Source organism: Leucothrix arctica (assembly GCF_003172895.1).
Lineage (GTDB): Bacteria > Pseudomonadota > Gammaproteobacteria > Thiotrichales > Thiotrichaceae > Leucothrix > Leucothrix arctica.
This window is the reverse complement of the sequence record NZ_QGKL01000042.1, coordinates 1-14,153: the sequence shown is the minus strand read 5'-3', so window position 1 is coordinate 14,153 and position 14,153 is coordinate 1. Positions and strand designations below refer to the sequence as shown.

Below are 14,153 nucleotides of genomic sequence, written 5' to 3'. Positions count from 1 at the left end.
TTTACTTAGACAATGTTGATTGAATTTCCTCAATAATGCTCGCGTCTAAGGTTCCTTTAAACTTTTCAATCACTGGCGCAGTAGCCGCTTTAAATGGGGCTGTATCAACATCGTTGATCTTATTGCCCAGCTTAGCAAGCTCTTCCCACTGTCCTTTTTCCAGGTCATTCACCATTTTTAGGTGAACGCCTGCCATTTCAGTCGCTGTATCTAATAGTATTTTTCTATCAGCTTCAGGGATTGACTCTAACTTTGCCTGATTCATAATCAATGGTGAACCAAGGTAAATATGAGCTGTTTTAGTTGTGTATGCCTGAACTTCATAGAACTTTTTGGTTAATATATGAGCTGGTGGGTTCTCCTGAGCATCCGCCGTTCCTAATTGCAGTGCAGAGTAAAGCTCGCCAAACGATATAACGACTGGGTTTGCGCCCATTGCCTTAAAGGTTTCAACAAACACATTACCTTCTGGCACACGAATCTTAACGCCCTTGAGGTCTTCTGGTTTAGTAATCGGTTGCTTGTTATTGGTAATGTTACGCAATCCACCCATCCACCAACCAATGACTAGAGCACCACTACCTTCCATTTTTGCTTCTAACTTGTCACCAACTGGACCTTCAAGTACCTCATGGACATCATCAAGCGACGAGAACAAGAAAGGTAAGTTTAAGATTCCCATATCTGGAATCCAGTTAGACAGCACCGTGTCTGATACTAGGAAAATGTCCTGTGTTCCTAACATCGTTCCTTCAACAGCTTCTAGTTGTTTTCCTAGCTGATCAGCTGGAAATACTTTGATGTTGATTCGACCATCGGTGCGTTCTTTAACAGCTTCAGCAAACTGAAGTGAAATAGTTTGATAGTGATGATTGGGAGCGCCAGTGTGGCCCAGATTGAGATCAATAGTTTCAGCGGAGACTGAAGTGCTTAATGCCACTGCCAGTGCAATTGAAGTTAAAACGTTAGACACTTTCATACAGATTACCTCTAGATTTATTTAGATGCTTTCAAAGTAGCTCGTGTGGTTGCAAATCGCCCTGCTGCTAAGTGCCTCTTAAATTTATATTTGTAGAGGCTTTAGGAGTATGGCTTTCAACTCTTGTTGACTAGAGTATCTCACTCGAAATTCATATTCCGGAAGCGCTATCTTGAGATGGTAGCGTTGCCATATCGGCAACGTGCTGCTAGGGTATTCATTGAAACGTCATATTTTAACTACTTGGAATCCTATGAATTTAAATGCACTGCGGTACTTTTTAGAAGTCGCTAAATGCAAATCAATTCGCCGCGCTTCAGAGCGCTTACACGTCGCTGCTTCTGCCATTAGTAGGCAAATTTCATCGCTTGAACATCAGCTAAATTGTACTTTACTAGAGAGGCGTTCAGATGGTGTGACGCTTACCGAAGCAGGTAAACGATTGCAGGCTCATGGCTTAAAAATTGATGCACAGCTACAGTTAGTCCAGTCTGATATCGATGAGCTTCGCTCTTTACAGCGGGGCGCTATTAGAATTGCGACCGTAGAAGGTATTACAGAACACTACCTGCCTAAGGTAATGACTAAATTCCTTAAAAAATACCCTGATGTTTCTTTCGATGTATCAGTGCTAAGTCGTGATGAAACAGTCGATGCTTTAGATCGATATGAATGTGATATTGGCTTTCTATATGACTATCAGCATCATCATGCGGTCGATATTCTGGCAAATTATAACCAGCCTTTACACGCTTTTGTTCCAGCAGAGCACCCGCTAGCGCAAGGTAAAAAAGTGAGTTTAGCGCAATTACTTGTCTATGATCATGTCATGCCAAGTACAGACTTTGGGATTAATCAACTAGTCACAAGAGTGGCAAAGCAGTGCAAAGTTGAGGTATCACCAAAAATTGTTAGTAACCGGCTGCACTTTTTATCCGCTTATGCAGTGCTGAATAATGCGGTGGTATTTATGCCCGTGCAGGCCGTTTATTCAGGGGTTGAATACGGCAAGCTTATCCCTGTTAATCTGGACTGCAAACCGTTCATGAGTCGTCATTTGTCGATGGCGACTCGTAGGCAGCGAGTACTTTCCTCTGCGGCATCTTTATTTGCAGAACATGCACAAGAGCAGTTTTCATATTGGGAAGGCTTGGATAAAAGAATCCTTGAGTCTGCACAAGCAAAGTGGCTTGATTCTGAACTCAAGGAAAACTGACTCTTAAAGATATTTAAACTTTTATTTGGACAGTCATTTCAGCTTCAACCGGAGCATTCACCCCTAGCTCATGTTGCGTCAATGCCGCACGTGCATGCTTACCAGAAGCCTCACCAAATAACTCCACATAGAGATCCGATGCACCGTTTAACACCAAGTGTGGCTCTGTAAAACCCGGTGCGCAATTGACATAACCGATCATTTTAACAATACGTTCTATGCGATCCAAATCACCTAATACTGCTTTCATCAATGCTAAATGGTTGATCGCCATATAACGTGCTGATTGATAGCCTTCTTCGATAGTAACGTCTGTACCAACTTTACCGGCGATTGGCATAGTGTCGTTGTCATTTTCATCGGGTACAGTTCCTAGCGTGCCTGATAAATACAGAATCTCTCCAACCACAACACCCGGTAAATAGTTACCAATTGGTTTAGGGGGTCTTGGCAAAATGATTCCCATATCAGCTAGGCGTTGCTCTATTACTCCAGTAGTCTCAGACATCACGGTTTTCCTTGTTCATTGATTGTCTGTTCAGACTAGCTAAGTCAATAAACCTAAGGAAGCACCGTTTAAGCAAGGATGAGTTGCCGATTCAGCAACAATAGAAAACGGTGAACCGCGCACTCAACCATACCTAACGATGTAACGACTCGGCTTATGGTTCATCGCCAAGATTAGGTTAAGCACGATAGCGCCAATGATTGAATAGAAAATAATCCAAGGTGAAACGAAAAACGAAGAGAAGACTAAAATCACGCAATCTATGGCGAGCTGTGTCTTACCTACTGATAGTCCAAACCTATCTTGAATGTATAGACACAAAATATTAAACCCACCAAGACTAGATCTGTGTCTAAACAAAATCAGCATTCCAAGACCAATTAACAGCCCCCCTAACACAGCATTGTAGAGGTCGTTGACGGTGCTGATCTGCATAAACTTCCCGATGTGATCCGTAAAGATGGACACTAGCGCACCTGACACCACACTTCTAATCGCAAACTGTTTACCGAAACGCTTCCACGCCATTAGGTAAAAAGGACAATTGATGAGGAAGAACAAAGTACCAAAACTGAGCGATGTAACCTGAGTAATGATAAGCGTCAGCCCCGCAACACCGCCAGTAAGCAGTGACGCTGACTGCAAAAAAAAGAGACCCTGTGCGGTAAGAAAAGTACCGATCAGAATAGCAATCCAGTCTTCTTGCGTAGTGTGGTGTTCCATAAGCCTATGCTCTTCACGCTAAATAGTAACCGGTAATGTTCTCACACCAAGCCATCATCTGCGGCTCAGTTTGTTTCGATTAGGGTTATTTTTTCTTACCTTCACGTTTACTTCACGACAGACATGCAACGCTTCGGGCAATACATCTATTTTATTAAGACTTATTGGGAGCTACAGATATGAAAAGCTTACGCTACAAAATTAAGTCAGCTTTGGTTGTTGGACTCATATCCATCCTTTACACAGGTGCATCTATGGCTGCCATCGAAGGGCCCGCTTTTACTCTGATTGAGAAGTCAGGTGCATTCGAATTACGCGAATACGAACCAAAAATCATCGCTGAAGTAGAAGTGTCCGGCACGATGAAACAGGCTTCAAACAAAGGCTTTAAAATGATTGCTGGCTATATCTTTGGCGGCAATACATCACAACAAGGCGCTGCTGAAAAAATCAGTATGACCGCCCCAGTAACGATGAAGACAGGTGTCTCAGAGAAAATCAGCATGACTGCGCCCGTGACAATGCAGCAAAGCGATAGCCAATGGCGGATGAACTTCGTGATGCCTAGCAAGTACACCATGGAAACATTGCCTACGCCTAATAACGCGGCGGTGACACTTAGGGAAATACCTAAGCAAAAGTATGCTGTTATTCGGTTTTCTGGGTTGGCTCGCGCACCGAAAGTTGCTTACATGACAACAACGCTTGAGAACTGGCTCAAGACTAAGAACATTACGCCTACAGGAAAGCCGGAGTTGTCACGTTATGATCCACCTTGGACGCTACCGCTATTCCGTCGTAATGAGGTTATGATCGCTTATTAGAGGCTTCTCAAAAGGTTTTCTCTATTTACTCTCGGCTACCTCACCTACTCACTAGTTGAGGTAGTTCACTTGCTGAGTTGGCGAGTTTTCAATCTCGTCAATATTGAGGTGCCCTTCTAGATTTGAAAGAGCATGATGCAATGAGCTAGTACAACGAGTACTGTCACCCTTAATCTTAGATCTAGATAATAGTCGGGTCTTTTCATCTGCTTCATGACAAACGCCTCCAGCACATAAAGTGCGACAAACCCCAGCGCTGATACTATCAACCCCAACGATGGGACAGCTAATAAGTACCCAAACCATGCTGCAAGTGTGATGCCATTAGTCGCCAAGGCAACTCCTTTGACAACAGCACTCTCATTAACAACTTGTCCCCATAAAGTCCCTGCCATAAAACTTAGGATTACAAAGCCGTAAGTCATAAACCAGGTAAGAGAATCAATATCAAACAAACGAATATTAGCTAGCTCAAGTAGATTGGCCAGAAAAAATGGCGCTGCACCTAGATATGTTAGTAATGGGATTAAAATAGAATTTTTCATAGCAAACCTTTCTTACTTCTCTGTTATTGGCATACGTGGTGATTACCGGCGTTTGATGAGGCACTAAATACTACCTCGTAGTATGACGCATTAAATGTGCGACCTTTAAAAACCATTTATTTGTTAAGTTACCAAAAAACTGTTCAGCCTGCTAACAACTATAAAACGCCTACCAGTAAGTTAAACTTTTTTAATGTGGTAATTAATAGTTTTTTCATAAATATACCTTTACAGAATTATGGCCTCTGGTTTCTATTTGTTTTTTTAAACAATAATAGCCTCAACAAGCAATAACGTTGATTTGCTTGTACGTAACTTAGGCTTTTTTATTATTGAGGAACATAAAATGAAAGTAGGAATTATTACAGGGATTTTAAGTGCAGCAATGTTAGTAGGTGTTGGTAGCGTGCAGGCAGGTAGCCACAGCGCTGGTGAAGAAAAAGCCGGTATGCACGCAGAAATGAAAGCTGACATCATCGATACAGCAGTTGCAGCCGGTAGTTTTAAAACATTAGCAACAGCACTAGAAGCTGCTGATCTTATCGACGCTCTGAAGGCTGAAGGCCCTTTCACTGTCTTTGCGCCAACTGATGAAGCGTTTGCAAAAATCCCCGAAGAAACACTTAACGCTATCCTTGCTGATAAAGAAAGGTTAACAGCTATTCTTACCTATCACGTCATCTCTGGTAGCGTACCCGCGAAAGATGTCGCAGGCTTAAAAAGTGCTAAGACATTATCGGGTGCTGAAGTAATGATTGATACGTCTGACGGTGTTAAGATTAATGATGCAACAGTGATAAAAGCTGACATTATGACAAGCAACGGCATCATTCATGTAATTGATACAGTGCTGTTACCACCTGCGGAGTAATTAGAATATTTAAATAAATATTAATCAGTTTTTTTAGTTAGTAGTTAATAAAAGGGCGAGAGATATTATTTTTTTCGCCCTTTCTATTTAAAATAAATAATTAAATACCTACTTGTTTAGATATCTAGAAATGAATGATTATAAACTTTTTTTTGAATAAAACAGGCTTGTCTAACTGCCACTGTTTGATGCTTTGAATAGGTGTCAAATGTCCAAGATTTCTTTGAATAACGTGATGATTGTACGTGGTTAAGTAACGTTTTAGTGTTGTTTCCACTTCCTCGGCAGAAGCAAAATAAGTTAATTTAATCACATCTGATATTCGACCGTTAAAGCGTTCCACCATCCCATTTTTTTGTGGGTGTTTTGGTAGAATTAAACGGTGTTCTATCGCCAATGAGTCGCACATTTTATCAAATAAGTGTTCCCCTGTGGGCTCACGCTCGCCAGTGGTACAGAATCAGTCAGTAAACTCTTTACCATTATCCATGAGTATTTTTGTAATCTTAATAGGATATTTAGCGACCAATATCTCGATGAATTTGGCGGCTGTCTTCGCTGTTTTATCCGTGATCACTTCCATATAAACCCAACGTGTCGCACGGTCAATACCTACTAATACATCACGTTTTTGCATATCTTCGGGCATATTAGGGGTGGTACGAGCATTACGATGAACATTCATGCTTGCTTTCCAGGGTTTAAAAGATCTTTCATCACTTGAAGAGCATGGTATAGCTTATCAAATTTTGAGAGCCCATAACTAACTGGATCTAAAAAATTAAGTAAATACCATGTCACAAACTCTGCATCGACCTAAGCTCACCCAAACCAACAATCAATTAAGTCGTTCAACTAAAAAGTCTACCGCCGCTTTCACTTTAGGTACCAAGTAACGCTGTTTTTGATACAGCAAATAAACCGCCAGATCAGAATACTGAGTGACCGTTAGCTCATGTTCAAACTTAAGCTCCTGCAACTGCCCTGACTCAAGGTACGACGCTAACGCCCATCGTGTTGACATCAAAATACCTTCGCCGTTACACGCTTTTCTCGCAAGCCAAGACCCATTATTTGAAATCGCTACTGCTGGCCCAGTTACGTCATGCCACTGGCCGTTTACATGGCATAACCAAGGCATAGGCCCTGTCGGTGCTTTAAAATAAAGGCCGCCATGTTCTTTTAGCGCCATCACATTACTTGGTAGGCCATGCTTCTCAATGTAACTAGGCGAAGCAACTGGAATAAACCCATTATCCATGAGCCTGATTGCCAGTACGCGCTCATTGGGCGCGTAGCCACCGCGAATAGCAATATCAACATCGTCACGTCCAAGCGTTGATAGCTCATCACTTAAACTCACATCTAAAACGATCTCAGGATATAAGATGCTGAACTCATCTAGTAAAGGTAGCAATATCCTCTCACCAAAACCCACCATCGAACTGATGCTCAAACGCCCCATTGGCGTTGTTTGATAACTACGAACAGTCTCATTACTCTGCGCTAGTTGGTTCAGTATTTTCTGAACATCATTATAGTAAATTTGCCCTACTTCAGTCAGTTTAACGACTCGGGTCGAGCGCTTTAACAAAGTCGCCCCCAGACTCTTTTCTAAATCAGCAACGCGTCTCGACAATGATGATGGCGGCACATTAAAGGTACTCGCCGCTTTGGTGAAACTGCCCGTTTCGACAACTTTACTGAAATACCGCATCGCACGTAGTTGATCCAAGTCAATTCTCCATTAAAAAAAACCTGTAGTATTCTTGCTTCATTGTTGTCATTAAAGCAATAGTGATTAGCATTTGCCGCCATATATAACCTAATTAAAAAGGGTAATAATGACCTCAAGTTAAACGTTGCAGCCTTGCTCTTGCTGCAACAGATGAGATACAGCGCCAACCCTTCACACTAATGATGGACACTGACTAATGATTACTCTGCACGGTTTTGCGGCTAGCAACTATTACAACCTAGTGAAACATGTACTTCTCTACAAAGAACTGCCGTTTCAAGAAAACCTACTCTACGGTGGTAGTGAAGAGTTACTCGCAATCAGCCCAGCGGGAAAAGTTCCTGTTATCACAACGAATGAAGGACTCAATCTTTCAGAGTCGAGTGTCATTTGTGACTATCTCGAAGAGACTTACCCTGACATTGCGCTATACCCCGAAAACAGTAGCGAGCGCGCTGTTGTTCGACAAATTATGAAAGTAGCCGAGCTGTATTTTGAGCTACCGAGTAGACGACTTATCCCTTATGCATTCTCAGGTACTGAAATACCTGAATCGATTAAAGATGAAGTACGCCAAGCATTAGACGTTGGAGTTATCGCTATAAGCCGCTTATGTCAGTTTTCACCTTGGGTTGCGGGTGACAAATTCACAATGGCCGACATCTACGTTTATTACGTAAACATCGTTGCCAGCTTCGGTGCGAGCCAGCTTGACTGGGATGTACCTGCAGAGATCCACGGCATGAAAACGTGGAATGACTCAATGAGTCAGTTAGCCATTACCCAAAATATAGAAGCAGATCGTCAGGCAAACATGCCTGAGTTCATGCAAAAAGTAACCGCTCAGATACAAGCAGACAATGCTAAATAGCATCGAACGATAAAAACAATAGAACTAAATCAATCAAATGATTGGTTATAGAATTTAATGATTTAAAAGAGAATATTAAAATGACACATACAAACATTCAGCTGACTTCAATAATCAGCGACGACAACAAATTAACACTAGCGCTACAAAACATTGAAGTGCCACAACCCGGTGCTGATGAAGTTATTATTCGCATTGAAGCAGCGCCATTAAACCCGTCTGATTTAGGTGTTATGTTCAGCGCTGCTGATATGACAACAGCCACACAATCAGGCACCGACCAAAGCCCAGTGATTACAGCTGATGTTCCTGTGCAGTTTATGGAAGGCCTTAAAACGCGTGTTGGTGTTGTAACGCCAGTTGGAAACGAAGGCGCTGGAACAGTGATCGCGGCTGGCTCATCATCTGAGGCACAAACACTAATAGGTAAGACTGTTGCTGTGATTGGTGGAGGCACTTATCGTCAATACCTATGTGCAAACGTACAAAGCTGCTTACCAATGAAAGACGGAACAACCGCGAAAGAAGCGGCTTCTTCGTTCGTGAACCCGCTGACGGCGTTGGCAATGGTTGCAACCATGCGTGCTGAAGGTCACAAAGCCATTATTCATGCCGCAGCTGCCTCTAACCTTGGTCAGATGCTAAACCGCATTTGTATTGCTGATGGTGTTGATCTAATCAACATCGTTCGTAAAGAAGAGCAAGAAACATTGCTACGGGATATGGGCGCAAAATACGTTGTTAACTCAAGCAGTAACTCGTTCATTGATGACTTAACGGCTGCGATTATTGAAACCGGTGCAACGATTGCGTTTGACCCAATTGGCGGCGGCGAGCTAACCAGTGACATTTTGAACTGCATGGAAGTTGCAGCGGCACGTGACATGAAAGAACACAGCGTTTATGGCTCTGATACGTTCAAACAAGTTTACATATATGGCGCACTAAACCGTGGCCCTATTACGCTAAACCGTAACTTCGGTTTTGCTTGGGCTGTCACTGGGTTCTTATTATTCAATGTGCTAAGCAAGCTAGGTAATGAGACTGTTGTTGCGATGCGTAAACGTGTTGCCGATGAGATCACTACAACGTTTGCAAGTAACTACACACATGAAGTGTCGTTGACTGAGACACTGAAACTACAATCAATCGCGGGCTATGCTAAGCAAGCGACTGGTGAAAAGTACTTGATTACACCTCAGAAGTAATGACTTTGTAGATGATTGAATAAAGCAGATACTGATTGTTGGTATCTGCTTTATTGCTTTGGGTATTTAACTTCACGCAAAGTGATCAGAGAGGCAGTTATATAAAAAAGTTAAATAACAACCGTCCCTACTTCTAGAACTATCCTCACAACAAAAATTAACAATCCTAGACTTCATGTTATTAACGATTTGATTCAATAATCAATAGGTAGGCACTTCTGCACCTTCCTAAAAAGTAAGAATCAAAGGTAATAATGTTATTTACTATGCTAGCTATAGCGGGCGGTACTGCTACGGTAAAATATTACGTTAGTAAAAAGAAAGCTAAGAAAACACGCCGCTCCCTAAGCAGGTCCATTGAAAAGCTTAACGACAAACTGCAGCTAGATGTTCTAGTACCACAGCGCCAATCAGATCATGATGAAGTACAAACCCATGTTGCTTTGTGGAAGCGAGATAAACCCCTTGTTCCAGAAAAACAGTCTGCTCACTCGTTCAAAAAAGAAGGCAAGTTATTCAACCGTTACCTAAGGAAGTATGGTGCACCTTATTGGCGTCCAGCACTACTTAGTGGAGCCGGCCTTGTCAGCTTTGGGTTATATGAAATCGGCTTTACGCGTGCCCTTAAAAACATAATCAATAGTAGCGCTTCTGGAAAAGGGCTGCTGTTAGCTAAACCTATATTAGCCAAGCTTTTATTAGTATTCCCAGCAGTCGCATTATTAGTTCTGATGGGAGAACGTATCTCTGCAGCCATCACGAGCAAAGTTGTTAAAGATCTTAACAGCGACATGTATCAACACCTGCAGAAACTACCTGTCAGCTATTACAAAGACACAAAATTAGGTGACATCCTCACTCGATTTTCGTCAGATATGATCTATGTGCGTCTAGGTATCACGCAAATTATTCCAACAGTCGCAGATCTTTTAATTGTAGTACTTAACATTATTATGCTCTTCATGTTATCCGTGCCGATGGCATTGGTAACCATGACATCTTTACCAGTACTAATTTACATACTGCGTGATTTTTCTCCATCACTTTCAAAAGCTAATTACGCACTGAAAGATGAGGAAGCAATGGTTATGCAAGCGGTTCAAGAAAGTACTCAAGCACAAGCAATGATCAAGAGTTTCAGCATTCAACCTTCGATGCAAAGTGGCTTTGTTAATCAACTCGAGCGTTTGCAGAAAGTATCCACAAATGCATTATTTAATCGTACTGCATTTGAACGGACTGTTATCAGTTCTTTATTTTTCACTCAGTTGCTTTCTATTTCTACTGGACTAATTCTACTCGGCGCCGGCACGCTCTCTATCGGTGGCCTTGTTTCATTCATTATGATGCAGGGTATTTTTGTCAGTTACATGCGTAAGCTGTTTAGAAACCGTATTGATGAGGTACTTACATCATTAATAGGCATTCGCCGTGTAGACACACTATTCCAAAGTCAAAGCGATATTATCGATATTCCCGGTGCGATTGTGTTACCCACATTTAGGGAAGGCGTATGTTTTGAAAATGTTTCCTTTGGCTACACGGATGACAATTTACAATTACGTAATACGAGTTTTTCCATACAGCCCGGTAGCTTTGTCGCCTTTGTCGGCCCAAGTGGTGCAGGAAAAAGTACTATTCTAAACCTGTTATTACGCTTTTATGATGTTTCAGCGGGAAGAGTCACCGTCGATGGACATGATATCCGTCACCTCACCATAAGCTCATTGCGCCAAAAAATTGGCATCGTGTTGCAAGACACCTTCGTGTTCAATGCCAGTATTGCTGACAATATTCGTGTTGCCAAACCAAATGCTACCGATGATGAAATTATGCAGGCCGCACAAGCTGCTGAACTGCATGAGTTCATCACTGATCTTCCACAAGGCTATGAAACCAATGCTGGTGAAGCGGGTAAACGCCTTTCTGGTGGTCAGAAGCAACGTGTTGCCATTGCACGTGCGATTCTTTGTGATCCTGCCATCCTAATTTTAGATGAAGCGACTAGCAGTCTAGATGCTGAAACAGCTGCCGCAATTGACGCAACCGTCCACAAGCTTCGCCATAAATGCACAGTGATCTCAATTTCACATAATCTTCGCGCTATCGCTAAAGCTGACAATATTTTTGTTTTGGATAAAGGCAGTGTGATGGAACAAGGTAGCCATGACGAGCTCATGTTGCTAAATGGACTTTACGTCCAGTTATGGAATGCGCAAACCAGTACTGCTCATGAAACGCCGTTACTTGAAGCCCCCTTAAGCTGAAAAAGTATAAGTTGCCGTTCAACACACCGTATTTGAAGTATCACCAAAAGAAGGAAAGTGAAGCCCATGAAAATAGTAATTATTAATAGCGTCGGATTTTGGTCCATGGGTTGGACAACCGATGTAGAAAGCCAGCAAGATGTTCTCCACTCATTGCAACGCGCACATATTGATCTCGAAGTGCACGATGTGGATTGCCTTAAAATGCTTTCTGATGTGCTATCCAAGCTAAACCCAAGCGATTGCCTTGTCTGGCCAAATGCCTATCAAGTTTATGCTAATAAAGGCGCTACAGAGGCTCTCTGGCTTGCTGACGTAATTGAAGAGCGTGGGTTTTCAATTATTGGCAACAATGCAAAAGTCCTAAAAAGTGTGCTTTCAAAAGACCAATGCCAAAGCTTGCTAGCAGATAAAAATACAGCTGTACCACGGTTTGCCGCCATTCATGAAGAGAATCTTCAGCAACTCCCTGAAATACTCAAACAACGTCAACTAACGTTCCCGCTCTTTACAAAACCTAGTGACCTTTCGACCAGTAAAGGCATCACACAGGACTGTATAACAAACGATTTAGAGGAGCTTTATAAACAAACCAAGCAATTAGGCGATACCTACGGTTACCCCGTGATGGTTGAAGATTACCTACCTGGTAGAGACATTACCGTTGCTATCTTTATGACACCAGAAAAGCCAATAATTTTGCCGACTTACTACGACATTGATATCTATGACAACCCTGGAGCAGTCCTAGATTATAGTATTCGCCAAAGAGATTGGGATGATGGTAAATGGCTTACTGTTGTGAATGACCCAGAAGTACTTAAAGCAATCGAAGCAGAGGTGTTACCGATTTGTGATGCTTTGGGTATTTGCGAATTTACTCGTGTCGATTGTCGTTTTGATCAGCATGGGTCTCTTAAAGTCTTTGATGTTAATGGCTTACCGGGCTTGGAACTGCCATTCAGTACCACTGTATGGCAGATGATTGTAAAAATGCATGACAAACCACAAATCGAAGCCTTTGACACACTCGTTGCATTAATTATCTACTGCAGTTGCCGCCGTTACCATATTCCCGTACCTACGCGTATCCGACAACTCGCGGAACAGTACATCGCTTTAGATAGTACCGTAACCTCGTTACCAGCAAATGATGCTATAGATATTACTGTTGCTCATTTAGATCCAGAAACATCAAGTTACGCAGTAGCTGCTCACTAAACATTTTTCGTTGATCTAGCACCCGGAAACCAGAACGCTTTAGGCTCTTTATGCTTGGTGTGTTTTCTGGGTGCACCGTTGAGAATAAATAACGCAGCCCTTGCTCGCGAGCCAAAGTGATGCGGCCTTGATTAAGTAGCTTTGCAATACCTTGTCCACGCCAACTAGGGTCTACCATGTTGTGTAGCATCAAAGCACACTCACTCTCGGGGTACTCAACTTTCTCCAAATAAGCCGGCCAAGGGCTCATACGTCTTAGTGCGGCATACCCTATAACGTCCTCATCATTGAGCGCGAGTATGTTATAGCACTCCCCTGCCAAACATTGACGATAAAAGTCTTTGGTTTTTGGATAAAGATAAGGAGCAGCATCCTTTTCCCGCACTCTCTGGTCAAGCGCAGTAAGCACATCGGTATAACGAATATCTAGTTCGGGCTGGTCAAGCAAATGAATATTAATCATCAAAGCTACCTTGGCTAATTTATAAGACTACCTGATTAGCGACAAGAACGTCGGCTAAACAAATTATCTATATTTTTCCTTACGTTTCTGGAGAGGCTAGTTTCTTGATAACCTTTTTATTGCGCCTTTTTTCGGTAAATAATGGTGATACAGCGTAACCTAAACTAAGACCGACACCTGTCATGTAACCGACAATGGCAATTGACACACTAATATTAAAGACAAACACACCAGCAATAATCCCTACTGTTGGTATGACACCGGATAACAACGTTTTACGATGGGTTTTCTGAAGTTGTTTGGCTAGATCTAGAACATCAATTAAGTTGATAAGCTTGTCATTCATTAAAACGATTTTTGCAGTATCTGTGGCGATCATTTCACCATTGCTTAAGGATACTGAAATCTCTGCTTGTTTGAGAGAAATGGTGTCTGTTGTGGTCAACTAAAACTGGCCACCTCTTTAGAGGTTAATCCAAATTTTTCTTCTGCCATTATTGGCGATAGCCCGCCATTGTTAGCATGTGGGCGGTAACGATTATAATACTGATTAATGTATTGAGTAATCGCCTGAGCACCTTCGTTAAATGAAACGTAACCTGATTTTGGCATCCACTCGGTTTTAAAGCTTCTAAAGAACCGTTCTACGGGTGAATTATCCCAACAGTTTCCTCGTCGGCTAAGGCTTTGCCTCATGCCAAAATGCCACAGGCATTGAC

17 protein-coding genes are annotated in these 14,153 nt (G+C 42.2%); 7 read left to right on the top strand and 10 right to left on the bottom strand.

The window, feature by feature from the left end; genetic code table 11:
* Nucleotide 1 precedes the first annotated feature (1 nt).
* Nucleotides 2-979 carry a TRAP transporter substrate-binding protein gene (locus tag DKT75_RS17195; protein WP_109825092.1) on the bottom strand — a complete coding sequence of 326 codons (978 nt, stop codon included), beginning with the start codon at nucleotides 977-979 and terminating at the stop codon, nucleotides 2-4.
* Nucleotides 980-1,232: 253 nt separating this feature from the next.
* Between DKT75_RS17195 and DKT75_RS17190 the strand changes: the two genes are divergently transcribed.
* Complete coding sequence (locus tag DKT75_RS17190) at nucleotides 1,233-2,195, top strand: LysR family transcriptional regulator (RefSeq protein WP_109825090.1); 963 nt, start codon at nucleotides 1,233-1,235, stop codon at nucleotides 2,193-2,195.
* A gap of 13 nt (nucleotides 2,196-2,208) precedes the next feature.
* On the opposite strand, the gene DKT75_RS17185 is transcribed toward DKT75_RS17190, so the two are convergent.
* Nucleotides 2,209-2,703 carry a RidA family protein gene (locus tag DKT75_RS17185; protein ID WP_109825088.1) on the bottom strand — a complete coding sequence of 165 codons (495 nt, stop codon included), beginning with the start codon at nucleotides 2,701-2,703 and terminating at the stop codon, nucleotides 2,209-2,211.
* Between the two features lie 123 nt (nucleotides 2,704-2,826).
* The gene (locus DKT75_RS17180; RefSeq protein ID WP_109825086.1) at nucleotides 2,827-3,426 is read right to left on the bottom strand and encodes a YitT family protein; all 600 of its coding nucleotides are present in this window, start codon (nucleotides 3,424-3,426) and stop codon (nucleotides 2,827-2,829) included.
* Nucleotides 3,427-3,605: 179 nt separating this feature from the next.
* On the opposite strand from DKT75_RS17180, the gene DKT75_RS17175 reads away from it, so the two are divergent.
* Nucleotides 3,606-4,250: an SOUL family heme-binding protein gene (locus tag DKT75_RS17175; protein WP_109825084.1), complete on the top strand. Its 645-nt coding sequence runs from the start codon at nucleotides 3,606-3,608 to the stop codon at nucleotides 4,248-4,250.
* 116 nt (nucleotides 4,251-4,366) lie between these two features.
* On the opposite strand, the gene DKT75_RS17170 is transcribed toward DKT75_RS17175, so the two are convergent.
* Nucleotides 4,367-4,795, bottom strand: a complete 429-nt coding sequence (locus tag DKT75_RS17170) for a DUF3429 domain-containing protein (RefSeq protein ID WP_109825082.1) — start codon at nucleotides 4,793-4,795, stop codon at nucleotides 4,367-4,369.
* Between the two features lie 346 nt (nucleotides 4,796-5,141).
* On the opposite strand from DKT75_RS17170, the gene DKT75_RS17165 reads away from it, so the two are divergent.
* Nucleotides 5,142-5,666, top strand: coding sequence for a fasciclin domain-containing protein (locus DKT75_RS17165; RefSeq protein ID WP_109825080.1), 525 nt, complete (start codon nucleotides 5,142-5,144; stop codon nucleotides 5,664-5,666).
* A 124-nt stretch (nucleotides 5,667-5,790) separates the two neighbouring features.
* Here the strand turns inward: DKT75_RS17165 and DKT75_RS22540 are convergent, their stop codons facing one another.
* From DKT75_RS22540 to DKT75_RS17150, 3 genes are all read right to left on the bottom strand, one after another.
* Nucleotides 5,791-6,075: an integrase core domain-containing protein gene (locus DKT75_RS22540; RefSeq protein WP_109825078.1), complete on the bottom strand. Its 285-nt coding sequence runs from the start codon at nucleotides 6,073-6,075 to the stop codon at nucleotides 5,791-5,793.
* A 51-nt stretch (nucleotides 6,076-6,126) separates the two neighbouring features.
* Complete coding sequence (locus DKT75_RS17155; RefSeq protein WP_109825076.1) at nucleotides 6,127-6,351, bottom strand: DDE-type integrase/transposase/recombinase; 225 nt, start codon at nucleotides 6,349-6,351, stop codon at nucleotides 6,127-6,129.
* A 153-nt stretch (nucleotides 6,352-6,504) separates the two neighbouring features.
* Nucleotides 6,505-7,401 carry a LysR family transcriptional regulator gene (locus tag DKT75_RS17150; protein ID WP_109825074.1) on the bottom strand — a complete coding sequence of 299 codons (897 nt, stop codon included), beginning with the start codon at nucleotides 7,399-7,401 and terminating at the stop codon, nucleotides 6,505-6,507.
* 199 nt (nucleotides 7,402-7,600) lie between these two features.
* Between DKT75_RS17150 and DKT75_RS17145 the strand changes: the two genes are divergently transcribed.
* The 4 genes from DKT75_RS17145 to DKT75_RS17130 all read left to right on the top strand — a co-directional run bounded on the left by DKT75_RS17145 (nucleotide 7,601) and on the right by DKT75_RS17130 (nucleotide 12,971).
* Nucleotides 7,601-8,275 carry a glutathione S-transferase family protein gene (locus DKT75_RS17145; RefSeq protein WP_109825072.1) on the top strand — a complete coding sequence of 225 codons (675 nt, stop codon included), beginning with the start codon at nucleotides 7,601-7,603 and terminating at the stop codon, nucleotides 8,273-8,275.
* Nucleotides 8,276-8,355: 80 nt separating this feature from the next.
* Complete coding sequence (locus DKT75_RS17140; RefSeq protein WP_109825070.1) at nucleotides 8,356-9,483, top strand: zinc-binding dehydrogenase; 1,128 nt, start codon at nucleotides 8,356-8,358, stop codon at nucleotides 9,481-9,483.
* A 266-nt stretch (nucleotides 9,484-9,749) separates the two neighbouring features.
* A complete protein-coding gene (locus DKT75_RS17135) occupies nucleotides 9,750-11,750 on the top strand; it encodes an ABC transporter ATP-binding protein (RefSeq protein ID WP_158278903.1) in 2,001 nt (666 codons plus the stop codon).
* Between the two features lie 66 nt (nucleotides 11,751-11,816).
* The gene (locus DKT75_RS17130) at nucleotides 11,817-12,971 is read left to right on the top strand and encodes a D-alanine--D-alanine ligase family protein (protein WP_109825066.1); all 1,155 of its coding nucleotides are present in this window, start codon (nucleotides 11,817-11,819) and stop codon (nucleotides 12,969-12,971) included.
* Here the strand turns inward: DKT75_RS17130 and DKT75_RS17125 are convergent.
* From DKT75_RS17125 to DKT75_RS17115, 3 genes are all read right to left on the bottom strand, one after another.
* The gene (locus DKT75_RS17125) at nucleotides 12,916-13,434 is read right to left on the bottom strand and encodes a GNAT family N-acetyltransferase (RefSeq protein ID WP_109825064.1); all 519 of its coding nucleotides are present in this window, start codon (nucleotides 13,432-13,434) and stop codon (nucleotides 12,916-12,918) included. The genes DKT75_RS17130 and DKT75_RS17125 overlap by 56 nt on opposite strands.
* A gap of 79 nt (nucleotides 13,435-13,513) precedes the next feature.
* Nucleotides 13,514-13,879 (bottom strand): hypothetical protein, encoded by a 366-nt coding sequence (locus tag DKT75_RS17120; RefSeq protein ID WP_109825062.1) that lies wholly within the window; start codon nucleotides 13,877-13,879, stop codon nucleotides 13,514-13,516.
* On the bottom strand, nucleotides 13,876-14,153 hold a 278-nt coding region (locus DKT75_RS17115), incomplete at its 5' end, for an integrase core domain-containing protein (RefSeq protein ID WP_146201400.1). The genes DKT75_RS17115 and DKT75_RS17120, both read right to left, overlap by 4 nt.

Excerpts from the sequence above, each read along its gene's own strand:
- DKT75_RS17170 (WP_109825082.1), bottom strand. The coding sequence starts at position 4,795 with ATGAAAAATTCTATTTTAATCCCATTACTAACATATCTAGGTGCAGCG.
- DKT75_RS17155 (WP_109825076.1), bottom strand. The coding sequence starts at position 6,351 with ATGAATGTTCATCGTAATGCTCGTACCACCCCTAATATGCCCGAAGAT.
- DKT75_RS17175 (WP_109825084.1), top strand. The coding sequence starts at position 3,606 with ATGAAAAGCTTACGCTACAAAATTAAGTCAGCTTTGGTTGTTGGACTC.
- DKT75_RS17145 (WP_109825072.1), top strand. The coding sequence starts at position 7,601 with ATGATTACTCTGCACGGTTTTGCGGCTAGCAACTATTACAACCTAGTG.
- DKT75_RS22540 (WP_109825078.1), bottom strand. The coding sequence starts at position 6,075 with ATGTGCGACTCATTGGCGATAGAACACCGTTTAATTCTACCAAAACAC.
- DKT75_RS17185 (WP_109825088.1), bottom strand. The coding sequence starts at position 2,703 with ATGTCTGAGACTACTGGAGTAATAGAGCAACGCCTAGCTGATATGGGA.
- DKT75_RS17190 (WP_109825090.1), top strand. The coding sequence starts at position 1,233 with ATGAATTTAAATGCACTGCGGTACTTTTTAGAAGTCGCTAAATGCAAA.
- DKT75_RS17180 (WP_109825086.1), bottom strand. The coding sequence starts at position 3,426 with ATGGAACACCACACTACGCAAGAAGACTGGATTGCTATTCTGATCGGT.
- DKT75_RS17125 (WP_109825064.1), bottom strand. The coding sequence starts at position 13,434 with ATGATTAATATTCATTTGCTTGACCAGCCCGAACTAGATATTCGTTAT.
- DKT75_RS17135 (WP_158278903.1), top strand. The coding sequence starts at position 9,750 with ATGCTAGCTATAGCGGGCGGTACTGCTACGGTAAAATATTACGTTAGT.
- DKT75_RS17140 (WP_109825070.1), top strand. The coding sequence starts at position 8,356 with ATGACACATACAAACATTCAGCTGACTTCAATAATCAGCGACGACAAC.
- DKT75_RS17165 (WP_109825080.1), top strand. The coding sequence starts at position 5,142 with ATGAAAGTAGGAATTATTACAGGGATTTTAAGTGCAGCAATGTTAGTA.
- DKT75_RS17130 (WP_109825066.1), top strand. The coding sequence starts at position 11,817 with ATGAAAATAGTAATTATTAATAGCGTCGGATTTTGGTCCATGGGTTGG.
- DKT75_RS17195 (WP_109825092.1), bottom strand. The coding sequence starts at position 979 with ATGAAAGTGTCTAACGTTTTAACTTCAATTGCACTGGCAGTGGCATTA.